The sequence below is a fragment of the Cupriavidus sp. 01L415 genome (assembly GCF_056400065.1).
Genome location: NZ_JBFTSP010000001.1, coordinates 543,633 through 559,263, shown reverse-complemented (window position 1 = coordinate 559,263; position 15,631 = coordinate 543,633). Strand labels below are relative to the sequence as shown.

The 15,631-nt window shown below is 64.7% G+C and carries 15 protein-coding genes; 2 read left to right on the top strand and 13 right to left on the bottom strand.

What is annotated here, in order from left to right; all coding sequences use genetic code 11:
• Positions 1-7: 7 nt before the first annotated feature.
• The 8 genes from AC1DOX_RS02595 to AC1DOX_RS02560 all read right to left on the bottom strand — a co-directional run bounded on the left by AC1DOX_RS02595 (position 8) and on the right by AC1DOX_RS02560 (position 7,611).
• Entirely contained in the window at positions 8-862 is an 855-nt protein-coding gene (locus tag AC1DOX_RS02595; protein WP_441617805.1) for an amino acid ABC transporter ATP-binding protein, read from the bottom strand.
• The gene (locus AC1DOX_RS02590; protein WP_441617803.1) at positions 849-1,670 is read right to left on the bottom strand and encodes an amino acid ABC transporter permease; all 822 of its coding nucleotides are present in this window, start codon (positions 1,668-1,670) and stop codon (positions 849-851) included. Before AC1DOX_RS02590 ends, AC1DOX_RS02595 begins: the two co-directional genes overlap by 14 nt.
• The gene (locus AC1DOX_RS02585) at positions 1,660-2,406 is read right to left on the bottom strand and encodes an amino acid ABC transporter permease (protein ID WP_441617801.1); all 747 of its coding nucleotides are present in this window, start codon (positions 2,404-2,406) and stop codon (positions 1,660-1,662) included. Before AC1DOX_RS02585 ends, AC1DOX_RS02590 begins: the two co-directional genes overlap by 11 nt.
• Positions 2,403-3,632, bottom strand: a complete 1,230-nt coding sequence (locus AC1DOX_RS02580; RefSeq protein ID WP_441617799.1) for an aminotransferase class I/II-fold pyridoxal phosphate-dependent enzyme — start codon at positions 3,630-3,632, stop codon at positions 2,403-2,405. Before AC1DOX_RS02580 ends, AC1DOX_RS02585 begins: the two co-directional genes overlap by 4 nt.
• A gap of 161 nt (positions 3,633-3,793) precedes the next feature.
• A complete protein-coding gene (locus AC1DOX_RS02575) occupies positions 3,794-4,675 on the bottom strand; it encodes a transporter substrate-binding domain-containing protein (RefSeq protein ID WP_441617797.1) in 882 nt (293 codons plus the stop codon).
• A 9-nt stretch (positions 4,676-4,684) separates the two neighbouring features.
• The gene (locus AC1DOX_RS02570) at positions 4,685-5,458 is read right to left on the bottom strand and encodes a transporter substrate-binding domain-containing protein (RefSeq protein ID WP_441618046.1); all 774 of its coding nucleotides are present in this window, start codon (positions 5,456-5,458) and stop codon (positions 4,685-4,687) included.
• Positions 5,459-5,632: 174 nt separating this feature from the next.
• Positions 5,633-6,625: a tripartite tricarboxylate transporter substrate binding protein gene (locus AC1DOX_RS02565; RefSeq protein WP_477112280.1), complete on the bottom strand. Its 993-nt coding sequence runs from the start codon at positions 6,623-6,625 to the stop codon at positions 5,633-5,635.
• 161 nt (positions 6,626-6,786) lie between these two features.
• The gene (locus tag AC1DOX_RS02560) at positions 6,787-7,611 is read right to left on the bottom strand and encodes a MetQ/NlpA family ABC transporter substrate-binding protein (protein ID WP_441617793.1); all 825 of its coding nucleotides are present in this window, start codon (positions 7,609-7,611) and stop codon (positions 6,787-6,789) included.
• A 219-nt stretch (positions 7,612-7,830) separates the two neighbouring features.
• On the opposite strand from AC1DOX_RS02560, the gene ydfG reads away from it, so the two are divergent.
• Positions 7,831-8,580: a bifunctional NADP-dependent 3-hydroxy acid dehydrogenase/3-hydroxypropionate dehydrogenase YdfG gene (ydfG, locus tag AC1DOX_RS02555; RefSeq protein ID WP_441617791.1), complete on the top strand. Its 750-nt coding sequence runs from the start codon at positions 7,831-7,833 to the stop codon at positions 8,578-8,580.
• A gap of 32 nt (positions 8,581-8,612) precedes the next feature.
• Here the strand turns inward: ydfG and rhmD are convergent, their stop codons facing one another.
• The 4 genes from rhmD to AC1DOX_RS02535 form a co-directional block, all read right to left on the bottom strand.
• The gene (rhmD, locus tag AC1DOX_RS02550) at positions 8,613-9,800 is read right to left on the bottom strand and encodes an L-rhamnonate dehydratase (protein WP_441617789.1); all 1,188 of its coding nucleotides are present in this window, start codon (positions 9,798-9,800) and stop codon (positions 8,613-8,615) included.
• Between the two features lie 65 nt (positions 9,801-9,865).
• Positions 9,866-11,182, bottom strand: coding sequence for an MFS transporter (locus AC1DOX_RS02545; protein ID WP_441617787.1), 1,317 nt, complete (start codon positions 11,180-11,182; stop codon positions 9,866-9,868).
• A gap of 129 nt (positions 11,183-11,311) precedes the next feature.
• Positions 11,312-12,064 (bottom strand): SDR family NAD(P)-dependent oxidoreductase, encoded by a 753-nt coding sequence (locus AC1DOX_RS02540; RefSeq protein ID WP_441617785.1) that lies wholly within the window; start codon positions 12,062-12,064, stop codon positions 11,312-11,314.
• Positions 12,061-12,924 (bottom strand): ureidoglycolate lyase, encoded by an 864-nt coding sequence (locus AC1DOX_RS02535; RefSeq protein WP_441617783.1) that lies wholly within the window; start codon positions 12,922-12,924, stop codon positions 12,061-12,063. The genes AC1DOX_RS02540 and AC1DOX_RS02535 overlap by 4 nt, the downstream gene beginning before the upstream one ends.
• A 116-nt stretch (positions 12,925-13,040) precedes the next feature.
• Here AC1DOX_RS02535 and AC1DOX_RS02530 point away from each other — a divergent pair, with 116 nt between their 5' ends.
• The gene (locus AC1DOX_RS02530; RefSeq protein WP_441617781.1) at positions 13,041-14,042 is read left to right on the top strand and encodes a LysR family transcriptional regulator; all 1,002 of its coding nucleotides are present in this window, start codon (positions 13,041-13,043) and stop codon (positions 14,040-14,042) included.
• Positions 14,043-14,096: 54 nt separating this feature from the next.
• Here the strand turns inward: AC1DOX_RS02530 and AC1DOX_RS02525 are convergent, their stop codons facing one another.
• Positions 14,097-15,590 carry an alginate export family protein gene (locus tag AC1DOX_RS02525; protein ID WP_441617779.1) on the bottom strand — a complete coding sequence of 498 codons (1,494 nt, stop codon included), beginning with the start codon at positions 15,588-15,590 and terminating at the stop codon, positions 14,097-14,099.
• Positions 15,591-15,631 lie beyond the last annotated feature (41 nt).

Below are 15,631 nucleotides of genomic sequence, written 5' to 3'. Positions count from 1 at the left end.
TCCTTTGTCAGCCGCGTGCCGCTTCAGGGGCGGGCACGAATGCGGCGTTGAATTCGGCGGGCAGGCGCGGTATCGCGCCGAGTGCTCGCCGCAGGAAGGCGCGTGTCCGTTCGTGCGCCGGATTGCCGAAGATCTGCTCGGGCGGCCCGTGCTCGACAATGCGTCCGGCCTCGGTGAAATAGATGTGGTCGCTGATCTCGGCGGCGAAGCGCATTTCGTGCGTCACCAGCACGCAGGTCATGCCGTCCTCCACGAGCTCGCGGATCACGGTCAGTACTTCGCCGACAGTTTCCGGATCGAGTGCGGAGGTAACTTCGTCAAAGAGGATCAGTTCCGGACGCATGGCCAGCGCGCGGGCAATTGCGACGCGCTGCTGCTGGCCGCCCGACAGTTCACCGGGATAGGCACCCGCCTTGTCGGAGAGCCGGACCTTGGCCAGCAACGCATGCGCCTCTTGTTCGGCTTCGCGGCGGCTGCGTCCGATCACGCGGGTCGGGGCGATGACCAGGTTCTCCAGCACGGTCAGGTGTGGAAACAGGTTGTACTGCTGGAACACGAAGCCCACCCGCTTGCGCAGCGCAATCAGTTCATCTTCCGTGCGTAGCGTCTCCACCGCGGTATCGCCCACGCGGAGGCGTCCCTGCTGCGGCCGCAGCAGGCCGGTGATGCACCGCAGGATTGTGCTCTTGCCCGAGCCGGACGGTCCGATGATGGTCACGGCCTCGCCACGGCATACCTCGACATCGATGCCCTTGAGTACGGCGTTGTCTCCGAAGCTGAGGTGGACGTCGTGAAGCTCGACCAGCGGTACGTCAGGCGTCGCAGGTTGGTGGGTGCGGAGGAAGGAATCAGTGGCGGTCATGGCGACGCTCCAGCGCGCGGGTAGCGCGTGCAATCGGATAGCAATAGGCGAAGAACAGGGCCAGCAGCGTGAAATAGACCAGCACCGTGAAGTCGGTGCGTGCCACGGTGTTGCTGGCCACCTGGGCGGTATCGACCACGTCATGCACGCCGACCAGCGACGCGAGCGACGTGCTCATGGTGATGCTCGCGTAGAGGTTCATCCAAGGCGGCAACATGCGCCGCAGGCACTGCGGCAGCACGATCAGCCGAAAGATCTGGCTGCGTCGGAAGGCCAGCGACTGTGCGGCCTCCCACTGGGCGCTCGGTATCGACTGGATGGCGCCACGGAAGATCTCGGCGACGTTGGCACTGGCCGGCAGCGCCAGCCCCAGCACCACCTTGATCCAGTCCGGAAACGGCACGGTCCAGTGCGCGATGTGCAATTCGAACGGGAACACATACGTGGTGAAGTACACCAGCACCAGGATCGGCGCGTTGCGGAACGCCTGGACCCACAGGCGGGTGCCATGCCGCACCCAGGCATGTGCCGACAGCGACAGGGCGCCGATGACCAACCCGACCAGCGTGCCGACCGCCATCGCCAGGATGCTGATCTCGATATTGGCCCACATGCCGCGCAGTAGTGCCGGAGACCACGTCCACAGGTTGCGGAACGCGGGCGGCGTACTGTCCGTGGCAGTCCAGAACGCGATCACGACGCATACGCACAATGCGGCCAGTGCCCAAGGATTGCGGAACGTATAGGTGGAGAAGGTGGCGACCAGGGGCGCTTGCCGCCACGGCAGGGCAACAGGTTTACTGGCCATATCCGGGCATCCTCAGTTGGGTTTCCAGCCATCGGCCGAGGCGACTGACGATCCAGGTCAGCAGTCCGAAGAAGGCCAGGATCAGGAGCAGTAGTTCCAGCACGTTGTCACGCTGGGTCCAGATCATGATCGATTCATAGGTCACGTCGCCCACGGCAATGGCCGACGCCACCGCCGTCATCTTGACCAGATCGACCAGATTGTTGACCAGTGCCGGTAACGCAAAGCGCACGGCCAGCGGCAGTTCAACCTGCAGCAGCAACTGCCTGCGCGAGAAGCCCAGCGACCTCGCCGCTTCAAGCGTGACGTGTGGCACCGCTTCGATGCCGGCGCGCAGCGCTTCCGCGTGAAACACGGCCTTGTGCAGCGACACCACCGCCACCACCCAGAAGAACGGCGTGAGCGGATTGCTGCTGCCGTGGCTGGTCAGGTGCTGCGTGATCAGCGTGTTCAGCACCAGGAAGCCGCAATAGAGCTGCACCAGCGTGGGGGTGTTGCGCGTCAGTTCCACGAAGGCGCGAGCCGTGGCGGCCAGGGAGCGCCTGCCCGAGGTCAGCAGCGCCGCCAGGATGGCGCCGGCCACCAGGCTGCATGGAATGGTCAGCGCGCAGAGCTGCAGCGTGACGATCAATCCATGGAGAAAGGCGGAACGCTCGGTGGCATCGAGCACGAACGCGTAGTTCAGGCCCAAGGGTTTCACCGCCGCCACGGTAGCGGCCAGCCATCCGTCCATCATGCCGATACCTCCACGGATGAAGGTTGCAGCGTCTGGACCGCCGCCGCAATGCGCTGCAGCGCGTCCTGCAATACAGCGTCGGCTACTGCAAACGACAGCCTGAAGTACGGTGACAAGCCATAGGCCGTGCCGTCGACCACGGCAACGCCTGCCGTGTCCAGCAGCCAGCCGACGACGTCGCCATCGCTCCCGAGCGTGCGGCCGTCAGGACGCATTCGCCCCAGCAGGCCCTCGCAGTTGACATAGGCGAAGAACGCACCCTGCGGCGGCAGCAGTCGCAAGCCCGGGATGGCATTGATCGCCTCCACGGCGAATGCCGCGCGTCGTGCGTAGGCCTCGCGCGCGACATGCACGAAATTCTGGTCGTTGGCGTGCAAGGCGGCAGCGGTGGCGGCCTGCCCGATGGCGTTCGCACCCGATGAAACCTGCGACTGGATTGCAGTCATGGCTTGCACCAGTTCCACCGGGGCAATGCCCCAGCCAATGCGCGAGCCAGTCATCGCATAGGTCTTCGACGCGCCATTGACGATCAGCGTGCGAGCGCGCAGGTCCGGCGCGAGATGCAACCAGTGCAGAGTTGCGGCCACAAAGCGGATCTGATCGTAGATTTCGTCGAGCAGCACCAGCACCTGCGGATGCCGGCGCAGCACGGCGGCCAGTGCCGTCAGTTCGTGGGCGCTGTAGACAGCGCCGGTCGGATTGGACGGGCTGTTCAGAACCACCCAGCGCGTGCGTGCCGTGATCGACGCCTCCAGCTGCGCCGCACCGAGCTTGAAGCCATCCTGTTCGTTGCACGGGACGATCAATGGTGTGCCGTCGTTGACACGCACCATATCCGGAAACGACGACCAGTACGGCGCGGGCACGATGACTTCGTCGCCCGCATCAAGCGTGGCGGCCAAAGCGCTGAAGATAACCTGCTTGCCGCCATTGCCGATGAACACTTCGTTCGGCGCGACATCGAGCGCGTGGTCCGCGGCAAAGCGCTCGGCTACCGCGCGGCGCAGTGCGGAGGTGCCGGGCGTGGGGGTGTAGCGCGTTTCGCCGCGCTCCATCGCCGCAATCGCGGCCTGCCTGATCGGTGCCGGCGTGTCGAATTCAGGCTCGCCAGACGTCAGGGTCAGGATGTCCCGGCCCTGGCTGGACAAGGCAGCGGCACGTTGGCCGGCTGCGGCAATCGGCGACAGTCGTACGCGGCGCGCACGCTGGGAAATGGAAATGGTCATGGTGCTGCCGATTGGGGGTCGAATATGGGTTCGACGGCAGGGCCTTGCCCGGATTGGGCAGGTTGCGCGGATCGAATACCGGCTTTGGCCGCCTCATCCGTTCGCGGCGCCGGGCAGCGTGGCTGCCACGGCTCCACGAGCGAGGTTGTGTGCGAGGCGGTTCATGACTTGCGGGCTTCCGCATAGACGGCGAAGTCCTGCGGTGCCACGTCGAACTTTCCCTGTCGCGCCCGTTCGCCGGCCGGACGGATGTAGGCGCCGTCGGGCACGCCGAATTTGCGTGCGACGTTGAGCAGGAAGCCCGAGCGATGCCAGTCGCGAATGGCCTTGTCGACAAAGGCGACCGTGTCCTGCTCGCCGCGCCGCGTCCAGACCACCGTTGGCGACGGAATCAACTGGTCTTCGGTGGCCAGCGCGAATGCGGTCCATTCCGCCTTGTTCGGCCCATGCAGCGTCTGATGGAGCGCGGGCTGGATATGTACCGATGCCGCGCAGGTACCGCCCTTGAGGGCCAGCAGCGATTCCGGAATGCCGCGCAGACCCTTGACGATGGCGCCATATTGCTCGGCCAGAGGCCGTGCGAAATTGCTGCCCTGCGATACGCACGCCACCTTGCCGCGCAGATCTTCCCAGCGCCTGATGCCGCTCTGCCGGGACACCATGGCCGCGCCCCCTATCAGGTCGTAAGGCGTTGGGGTGAAGCTCAGGATCTCGCTGCGCTCCTGCGTCCACTGGATATTGGCGACCAGCAGGTCGACCTTGCCAGCCTGCAGGAACTGCACGCGCGTCGACGCCGTCACCGGGACCGTTTCAAGTTCCACGCCGAGGCGCCGCGCAAGGTCGGCCGCAAGTTCGGTCTGGTAGCCACCGGTCTTGCCGGTGGCAGTATCGAGAATGCCGAATGGCGGACTCGGTCCGTCGATGCCGACCGACAGCTTGCCGCGCTGCCTGATCTTGTCGAGCGTGGCGTCGGCCCACGCCAGGTTGGCCAGCGCCAGGCCGCCCACGCTCAGGGCGGCCGCTATCAGGTAATGCCTCTTCATCGTCACCGCTCAGCCCTGCTGTTTGAACTGCTTCTGAAGCTCCGGCAGCACCGGCTGCGGCGGCGTGATGCCGAGCCGCTTTTCGGTGCCGATGAGCCAGCCGCTGCGGTGCCATTCCTGCACGACCTTGTCCACGGCCGCGACGGTGTCCGTCTCCCCCTTGCGCGCCCAGACCACGGACGGTGCGGGCAGGATTTCCGTGGGAATCGGTGCAGCGTAGTTCGCCCACTCGGCATTGGTGCGCAGCAATGGGTGGATCAGTGTTGCGTCATGCACCGCGGCGACGCACTGGCCGCCGCGCAGCGCCAGTAGCGATTCCGAAGCGGTCTTGAAGCCGCGCACCTGCGCGCCGTATTGTTCCTGCAGCGGTTTCACGAAGCTGCTGCCCTGCGATGCGCATACCGTCTTGCCGCGCAGGTCCTCCCACTGGTGGATGCCGCTGGTCTTCAGCACGGCGGCTGTGCCGCCCACGCGATAGAACGGAGTCGGTGCATAGGACAGCAGCTCGCCACGATCGGCGTTGTATTCCATCGATGCAATCAGCAGGTCGACCTTGCCTTGCTGCAGGAACTGCACGCGATTGGACGGATTTACCTGCACGAGGTCGGCCCCGACACCTAGCCGTTTGGCAAGATCGCGCGCCAGTTCAGGATTCCATCCCACCAGCTGCTGCGTGGCGGGATCGATCGAACCGAACGGCCCGCCATTGACGAGCACGCCGATCGATACCTTGCCGCGCTGCCTGATCTTGTCGAGCGTGGTGTCCGCCCATGCCGACTGCATGCCGAGAACGGTGAAGGTGAATGCTGCAATGGCGCGCAAGGGAAAAGAGTTCTTCATGGGAATCGATGAGAGGAGGGCAGGTCAGCCGATGCTAGCGGCTGCAGGCTGCGCGGACAAAGAAGGCTTTTGGATATGGATATGTGGGGGCGGCGCGTTGGCGGACGCGCCAGGCGGCTAGTTCAGCTTGATGCCGGCCGACGCAATCACCGCCGCGTAGCGCGGCAGGTCTTTCGACAACGTCTCGTCGAGCGCCTGCGCCGACGAGGCCACCACCACGAATCCGGCCTCTTCCAGCTGCTGGCGCGTGGCGGGCTCGGCCAGCACGGCCGCCACATCGCGATTGATCTGCGCGACGATCTCGCTCGGCGTGGCCGCAGGCGCCAGCAGGCCCTGCCAGCTTTCCACCGCAAAGCCCGGCGCACCGGCTTCGGCCATGGTCGGCACCTGTGGCAGCGCCTTCGATCGATACGGCGTGGTGACGGCCAATGCCGTCAGCCGCCCGGTGCGCACATAGTCCGTGACGGCCGCGAGCGTGATCAGCGTCGCGTCGATATGGCCGCCAAGCAGGTCGAGCGTGGCAGGACCGCCGCCGGGGTAGGGGATGTAGTTGACCTCGATGCCAAGCTGGCGCGCCAGCATTTCATGCGCGACATGGGCGATGCCCCCGTTGCCGGGTAGCCCCAGCGCCAGCGCGCCGGGTTGACGGCGCGTCAGTGCGAGATAGTCCTGGAACGTACGCACGCCCAGGTCGGGACGCACGACGAGGACCTGCGGACTGACCACCGCTTTGATCACGCCGCGGAAGGCGTGGTTCGGGTCATAGGGCAGGCGCTTGAACAACGAAGCGTTCAGCGTCACGCCTTCTCCGCCGAGCAGCAGTGTCTGCCCATCGGGCGCGGCGCGCGCGACCTGTGCCGCGCCGATGGTGCCACTCGCGCCCGCTACATTCTCGACCACCACGGTCTGGTGCCAGCGCTCGCCGAGTTTCTGCGCGAGCGTTCTGGCCAGCTTGTCGGCGCTGCCGCCTGCGGCAACCGGCACGATGATGCGAACCGGTTTGGCGGGAAACGCCCTGGCCGGCGCGTTGGCAAGGATCGGCGTCGCCAGCGTGGCCACGGATGCAACGGAAAGAGAAATCAGCGTGTAAAGCAGTTTGCGGCGCGACATGATAGAGACAGGTGAATCGGGCATGCCTGTCGACACGATGTCGGCAATCACTGGAGCGATGTCCCGGATCTGTCAGCTTATGGATGGATCTGCCGGATACGAACAAATCTTTTCGTCATTGGATATGCGGGCGCGGGGGGGGCGTTGCCGCCGCSCACGGCTCAGAACGCCGGGATGATCGATCCCTTGAACTGCGCATTGATGAAGTTGCGCACTTCGTCGGATTGATAGGCCTTGACGAGCCTGCCTACCCACGGCTTGTCCTTGTCCTGAGGGCGCGTGGCAATCAGGTTGGCATACGGGCCGCGCGCATCCTCGATGGCGATGGTGTCCTTCTGCAAGGACAGTCCCGCCTGGTAGGCATAGTCATTGTTGATCGATGCCGCCGCGAGGTCGGGCAGCGCGCGCGGCAGTTGGGCGGCGTCGAGCTCCACCAGCCTGAGCTTGCGCGGATTCTCCACCACATCGAGCGGCGTCGCGTTGACACCATTCTGGCCCACCCCTGCCTTCAGCTTGATCAGGCCCGCCTTCTGCAGCAACAGCAATGCCCGGTTGCCGTTCGACGGATCGTTCTGGATGCCGATCCTTGCGCCCTCCGGGAGTTCATCGACGCTGCGATACTTCCTGGAGTAGATCCCCAGTGGTGCAGTGATCGTCAGGCCAACCGGCACGATCTTGTAGCCGCGCGTCTTGATCTGGCTGTCGAGGAATGGCTTGTGCTGGAAGGCGTTCGCGTCGAGGTCGCCGGATGCCAACGCCTCGTTGGGCTGCAGATAGTCGTTGAACACCACCACGTCGATCGTCAGGCCGTCGCGGGCGGCCACCTTCCGGACCAGGTCGAAGATCTGCTCCTGGTTGCCGGCCGAGATGCCCACCTTGATCTTCGTCTTGTCCGGCGCACCTTGCGCCGAGGCCGATCCGATGCCTGCGATCACGCCAATGCCAACCCCAAGCGCCACGATGAGGGCGCGCACCCGCTTGTTCATTGTTATGGTCCCCGAATGGAAATGAGTCGGAAGCGGACGGCGCGGGACCTGCGTGCCCCGCGCAAGCGCCCGCATTGCCGACGGTGGCTCATTGTCGGGGGCGGGCGCGCCGGCGCAAAGGAAGGATTCGGCATGACGTTAGTCGCGCGGCGCCGAATCAGCCGGCGCGAGACCAACGGTGTAGTATCTTGGCCGAACCTGTCCCAGTTGGAGAGCAAGATGATCGTATTCGTTACCGGCGCCACCTCAGGATTTGGCGCCGCCATTGCCCGACGTTTCGCCAATGCGGGCCATCGCGTGATTGCGGCCGGGCGCCGCGAGGATCGCCTGGCAGCGCTGGCCGCCGAGCTTGGCCGCGACAAGGTGTTGCCGCTGATCCTGGATGTACGCGACCGCGATGCCGTGGCCGCCGCCGTGGCCAACTTGCCGGCCGATTTCGCCGATATCGACCTGCTGGTCAACAACGCCGGCCTGGCACTCGGGCTGGAACCGGCACAGAGCGCCGACCTGGACAACTGGGACACGATGGTCGACACCAACGTGAAGGGGCTGATGTACATGACGCGTGCCGTCCTGCCGGGCATGGTGACGCGCAACCGGGGCCATGTGATCAACATTGGCTCGACCGCAGGCGCCTACGCCTATCCGGGCGGCAACGCGTATGGCGCGACCAAGGCATTCGTGCGCCAGTTCTCGCTGAACCTGCGCGCCGACCTGCAAGGCACCCGCGTACGCGTTACCGATGTGGCGCCGGGTCTGGTTGGCGGCACCGAGTTTTCGGCGGTGCGATTCAGCGGCGACCAGGCACGTGTTGAGAAGGTCTATGAAGGCGCCGACGCCCTGACGCCCGACGATATCGCGGATACGGTGTTCTGGGCCGCGACGCTGCCCGCGCGCGTCAACATCAACTTCGTGGAACTGATGCCGGTCACGCAGTCGTTCGGACCGCTGGCGATTCATCGGCAGTAAAAGCCGGCCGGCGCCGGCAGTCCGGAGGCGCCTCAGCGTGTGAACGGCCGGTGCAACGGCAGTTCGGGGTTGAGGCGCACACCGAAGCCGGGGGCATCCAGCGCGGAGGCCTTCATGCGCCCGTTCACCGGTACGGGCTCGTCAAGCAGCTGAGGATGGAACATCGGCACGATCTCGTCCGCGCCCGGCGACATGTTGAGGAATTCGGCAAATGGACTGTTGTGGCGCGTGATGACGAAGTGATAGCTGTAGACCGATGAGCCGTGGGGGACCACCAGCTTGCCCCGCGCGTCGGCCAGTGCGGAGATCTTGATCAGCTCGGTAATTCCGCCGCACCAGCCGACGTCCGGTTGCAGGATGTCGCAGCACTCCATCTCCAGCAGCATGCGAAAGCCCCAGCGCGTTGCCTCATGTTCCCCGGTGCTCACGAGCATGCCGCGCGGCACATTGCGGCGTAGCTCGGCGTAGCCCCAGTAGTCGTCGGGCGGCAAGGCTTCCTCGATCCATTTCAACCCGAACTCGTTGTAGGCGGCCTGCGCGAGACGCGTCGCATAGTCGACGTCCAGGCTCATCCAGCAGTCGTACATCAGCCAGAAATCCGGGCCGCATTTCGCGCGCATGTCGGCGAGCAGCTCCAGGTTTTTCCTCAGGCCTTCCTTGCCTTCCGCGGGGCCGTGGTGCAACGGCAGCTTGCCGCCGATGAATCCCTGCTCTCTGGCGAAGTCGGGCCGCGCGCCCGTCATGTAGAACTGCAGCTCGTCGCGCACCGGACCGCCCAGCAGCGCGTGGACGGGCTCCTTGCGGACCTTGGCCAGCAGATCCCACAGCGCAAGGTCCACGCCAGAGATGGTGTTGAGGACGATGCCCTTGCGGCCGTAGTAGAGCGTCGCGTTGAACATCTGGTCCCAGATCTTCTCGATGTCCGTGACCTTCTGGCCCTCGATGAAGCGGGCGAGGTGCTTCTCGACAATCCAGCAGCCAAGGTCGCCGCCAGTGGTGACCGAGAAGCCCACGGTGCCATCGCTCGCCTCGATCTCGACCACCAACGTGCCAAGGACGTTGATGCCGAAACTCTGGCGGCTCTGCCGGTACTCGGGATACTTCGACATTGGCGTGGCGATGTGATCGTCGATCCAGTGGCCATCGCCCTGGTCATGGTAGTCAGCGCCCGCGCCGCGCAGCGTGAAAGCGCGAACGTGCTTGATGGTAGGCATGGACATCTTGGGGACTCCTGCAGAAAGCTCGGATTGTTGGGTCGGAGATATTCGGGGCGAACCGGCTGGGTTCAGGCCGAGTGCGTTCCAGGATTCGCCACCGGGGCGGCGGCACCCGGGCTTCGGAGTTTCAGGAACAGCAGTGCGCCGATCGCGGTGGTCACGGCAAGAATGTTCAGTCCGGCACTCGGCGATGCGAAGGCATGCTCCGCCCACGTCTTGACGTTCGGCGCGACAAATCCGCCGAGCGCGCCGAGCGAATTGATCAGGGCGATGCCGCCGGCCGCCGCGGCACCGCCGAGGTAGTTGGTCGGGAAGGTCCAGAACAGCGGCTGCACGCCGATGAAGCCAGCCGCCGCCAGGCACAGGGCGAACAGTGCGACGACCGGAGATGCCGTATTGACGGAGAGCGCGATGCCGGCGGCGGCCACGGCCAGCGTGGCGAGCGCGATGCGCTCATGGTGGCCGTGCCGCTCGGCCATCCGGGGCAGGAAGTACGCCGCCGCGAGCGCACAGACCCAGGGGATCGCCGTCACCAGACCGACTTCGAAGCCGACTTTCTTGCCCAGCAGCGCCGCCACTTGCGTCGGCAGGTAGAACACCACGCCGTACACGCTGACCTGAATCAGGAAGTAGATGAGCGACAGGAACAGCACCCGGCCATTGCCCAACGCGCGCAGTACCGTGCTTGGCCCGTGCGAGGATTTGATGTGCTCTTCGCTTTCAATGGCCGAAGCGAGGACATCGCGCTCGGCGGGGGAGAGCCATTTCGCATCGCGCGGGGCATTGTCGAGATACCAGTACGCCCACACGCCCACAACGCTTGCCAGCAGCCCTTCGACCATGAAAAGCCATTGCCAGCCCTTGAAGCCCAGCAAGCCGTCGAGTTCGAGCAGCATGCCGGAGAGGGGGCTGCCAAAGATGAATGCCAGGGGCGCGCCGAAGTAGAACATCCCCATCACGCGGGTGCGTGCGCTCGCCGGAAACCACTTGGTCAGGAAGTAGATGACGCCGGGGAAGAATCCCGCCTCCGCAACCCCCAGCAGGAAGCGCAGCACATAGAAGGCGATTTCGCCGTGGACGAACATCAGGGCTGCGGAAACCATGCCCCACGTCACCATGATGCGGCACATCCAGATGCGGGCGCCCACGCGGTGCAGGATCAGATTGCTCGGCACTTCGAGCAACGCGTAGCCCAGGAAGAACACACCGGCGCCGAGCGCAAACATGGCATCGGAGATGCCGGTGTCGAGCTGGAACGCCTTCTTTGCGAAGCCCACGTTGGCGCGGTCCAGAAAGGCAAGCACGTACATCAACAGCAGAAAAGGCACCAGGCGTACGATCGCCTTGGCGGTCACCGACTCAAGGGTCGGGCGATGGGCATTCATGATGGGTGTCTCCGGGGCGCGCGGGCCTTGCAGGCGGGCGCGCCCTTTTTATGATGTCGGGTCCGTGGCATCGCGGCCTGTCTGATGCAGGCCTGCGTCCAGGCTCAGTGTGTTGCCCTAGTACGTAGCTCAGTACGTGGCGCGCCCGCCTGAGAGATCGAATACGGCGCCGGTGCTGAACGCGCAATCTTCGGTGCCTAGCCAGGTGATCATCGAGGCCGCCTCATCCACCTCGAGGAAGCGCCCCATGGGGATCTTGGACAGCATGAACTCGATGTGCTCGGCTTTCATCGAGTTGAAGATCGGCGTCCTGGCGGCGGCGGGCGTCACCGCGTTGACCAGCACGCCGCTCTTGGCCAGCTCCTTGCCGAGCGACTTGGTCAGCCCGATCAGGCCAGCCTTGGAAGCGCTGTAGTGCGAGGCGTTGGGGTTGCCCTCCTTGCCGGCGACGGACGCGATGTTGACGATGCGCCCGTAGGCCTGTTTGATCATCTTGGGCACGACGGCGCGGCACGTCAGGTAGCTGCCGATCAGGTTCACCTCGATCACGCGGCGCCACACGTCGGGTTCCAGTTCCCACGTCGTGCCGTTGCCGCCCGTGATGCCGGCGCTGTTGACCAGCACATCGATGTGGCCGAGCTTGCTCAACGTCGCTTTGGTGGCGGCGTCAACGGAAGCTTCGTCGGTCAGTTCCACCACTTCGGTGGTGACCTTGCCAAAGTCGGCCAGGGCGCTGCGCGCCGTGGCGAGCTGGACCTCGTTGATATCCCACAGCTCCACCTCGGCGCCCGACCTGAGCATGCGTTCCGCGACGGCGTATCCGATGCCCTGTGAGCCGCCGGTGACGATGGCCACGCGACCTTTCATGTCGAGCTGGTTCATTGTGCGGCCTCCACGTTGGCCGGCACGGTGCGCTGGCGCTGCTCACCGAGCCCGGTGATGCCGAGGCGCATGACCTGGCCCACGCCCAGATAGACCGGATGCGGCTTCTGGCCGAGACCCACGCCCGGCGGCGTGCCGGTGGAGATCACATCGCCCGGCTGCAGGCTCATGAACTGGCTGATATAGGACACCAGCGTCGGCACGTCGAAGATCATCGTGCTGGTGTTGCCGTTCTGGTAGCGCTTGCCGTCTACCTCGAGCCAGAGTGCGAGCGCCTGCGCGTCGGGGACTTCGTCCCGGGTCACCAGCCACGGGCCCAGCGGGCCGAAGGTGTCGCAACCCTTGCCCTTGTCCCACTGGCCACCGCGTTCGAGCTGGTAGGCGCGCTCCGAAACATCGTTCACGATGCAATAGCCGGCCACGTGGTCCAGCGCATCGGCCTTCGACACGTAGCGTGCGGTCTTTCCGATCACCACGCCGAGTTCCACTTCCCAGTCGACCTTCTCGGCGCGGGGCGGGATTTCGACGTCGTCATTGGGGCCGACGATCGCGCTGGTGGCTTTCATGAACAGCACCGGCTCGGTCGGTATCGCCATATTGGATTCCGCCGCATGGTCGGAATAGTTCAGGCCCACGCAGATCATCTTGCCCACCGCGCCAACGCAGGCGCCGATGCGGGGCGAGCCTTCCACCAGCGGGAGCGTCGCCGGATCGATGGCGGCCAGGCGTGCCACCGATGCCGGGGAGAGGGTGTCGCCCGTGACATCGGGGATATGGGCGGAAAGATCGCGGATGCGGCCCTCGGCATCGACCATCCCTGGCCGTTCCTGCCCTGCGGCGCCATAGCGGATCAGCTTCATCGTGTCTCCTGTCTTGTTTGTGTGGAATGCGTTGAACTGTATGCGGGCGCGCTATATCATTCCAATCGAAATTTACGAGGAAGCAATTCCATTTTGGAATAGGAAGAGGGCTGGAAATGTCGCTGACGCCGCGTTTGGTGAACCGTCTCAAGCTCAAGCACTGGGCTTTGCTGAGTGCGTTAAGCGACACGCCGACGCTGAATCAGGCTGCAGCGCTCATCAATGTGACCCAGCCTTCCGCCACGAAGATGCTGGCCGATATCGAGCAAGCCTTTGGCTTCCCCATTTTCGAGCGTCACGCGCGCGGCATGCGGGCGACGCCGCTCGGGCAGGAAGTCGTGACGTACGCGCGGCAAACGCAGGCTGGCCTTACCCGCTTTCTCGAGGATCTCGACACCAAGCGGCGGGGCGGCCATGGCCAGCTCGTTTTCGGCGCGATCATGGGGGCGGCCCCGGATCTCGTCGCCGCAGCGGTGGCGGATATCAAGCGCGAACGGCCCCGGTTGAATGTGCGAATCCTTGGCGAGACCAGCGACCAGATTGGCGTTCTGCTGGAGCGGCACGAGATCGAACTCGCCGTGGGCCGATTCACCGGTCCGCTGGACCACAACAAGTTCGATTTCTCGGCGCTGTCCGACGAACCGCTACGCATCGTCGTACGCAATGGGCATCCGCTCGCGCAGAGGGAGCAACTGGATTGGGAAGAGCTGGTGCGCTGGCCGTGGGTGCTGCAGACGCTGACCAGCCCGGCGCGCCTGATGCTGGAAGGGCAGTTCGCGCAGGCGCACGTGTCGACGCCGGAAGACGTGATCGAGTGCTCTTCGATTTTTGCAACCTTGCAGCTCCTGCAGTCCGGTGACGCCGTCGCGATGTTGCCGGAGTCGGTCGTGCGGGATCACGTCAGGGCGAGCCTGCTGGTCACGCTGCCGATCGTCATCGGGCTGGACTTGCAGGCGTTCGGCATGCTGACCCGCAAGAACGAGCCACTGTCGGAAGTGGCGGAGAGTTTCATCTCACATCTTCAACGCCGGGCGCAGTCGAAGGCGGCCGCGAGGGACCATGAGGGGCGAGGCGGGGCGCCGGCACCTGCAAACGAGGATGCTCACCAGGCTCAGTGAATCGCCAGGGGCGGTGCGCCTCCGGTAGTTGGAAAGACGCGGATTGGGCTCACGTCAGAACGTATAGCCGGCAGCCAGATAGATAAAACTGGTGTTGTGCCCGCCGACGGCCCGCAGCAACTTGCTCTCGTCGACGTAGACGACGCCAGCGTTGACCGCGACGTGACGGCTTGCCTGCCAGAAGATATCCAGTGAAATCTGGCTGCTGCTGTACTTGCCCGGCTGTCCCGCAGTGCCTGCAACGGGTATGCCGACAGATGTGTAGACAGCGTCGTTGGTGGTCTCTCGCCAGATGAAGTCGCAGGCTAGCGTCAGCCTTACGCTTGCAGCGGGATGCAAGGTCAGCGAAGGTTGGATGTCAATCACATTCGAAGCCCCAATGAGGCCTGCCTGATTGAAGTAGGCCAGTTTCGGGAACAGCCCGTTGTAGGTGCCGACCGTGCCGTCATGGGGATCCTTGTCGCCACTGCCGGCGGTGGCCTTGAAGCCGCCGCGGATCTTCCAGTCTGAGCTGGGGAGCGTATAGCCAGTATCCGTTGAGAATCCCCATGCCCGGATGGCCTGTGGTCCGAAGCTGCCGAATTGCACCAGGGTCTCCCAGTCCCAGTCGAAGCCGGCCGCCAGGCCAAAGACGCGGGTTCCAATCGAGTGGCGTCTCTCGACACCGCTGCTGGCGCCAAAGAGTGCGTGACTGTTCTCGAATCCCAGGTAATAGAGGTCCATGCCGGAAGCGGGGATGATGCTTCGCGGCAAGGTGGCGTAGAGGCCCCAGAATCCTTGGGATTGGTTGGGCCGGTCATCGAAGTTCCCCGATTTCAGGAGGACCGGGCGCGTGGCGAATGCGTCCAGGCGAACCTGATCGACGGTGCCGCTCAGGCGAGCGCCCTCGAACGCGCGGCGAACGTTAGGCGCATCCCGGATCGAAACTACTCTCTGCGATCCGAATGCCATTTCCTGGCGACCCAATCGCAAGACGGGATCGGCGCCGGCGGCGTCGTTCAGCGGCATCCGCACGTCAAGGAAGGCTTGCTGCACGTCGACGCGATCGAGGTATGGGGGCGCCGCGGCAGTCTTTCCAGGGGCCAGCTGATTGCCGAGTTGGACGAATCCACGCAGATAGTCGCCTGCATGCAAATCGGCATGCAGGAGGATGCGATGCAGCAGGTAGCTGTCCGCCGATTTTCCGGGCACGCCGAAATTGGCGGCCGAGTAGTCTTCGAAGCGCTCTCGGACTTCCCCGCCAAGGTTCAGGAACCACCCATGCGGGCCTGCCGGAATATGCTTGATGCGATCCGAGGCATCCTGCCTCTTCGAGGTGTCCTCCAGGTAGCTGTAGTCCTCGTCATAGCGCAGGAGCTTGTACGGTGGCGCGCTGCCAGCCGATGTCGGCGGCGATTGCGCGAGCGCATCGCTGCTGCCTGTCAACATGGCAAGGCAAACAACCGACAGCGGTGCAATGCAGCTAGCGGCCTTCCTGACCGGGAATCGGCGCGACTTGCCGATGAGGACGGTGAGAGGTGCAGGAAGCATTGCAGAGGGGCAGGCCATCTTCGACGCGGTTGGCGTACCGCGGCACGCTCGGCACGACA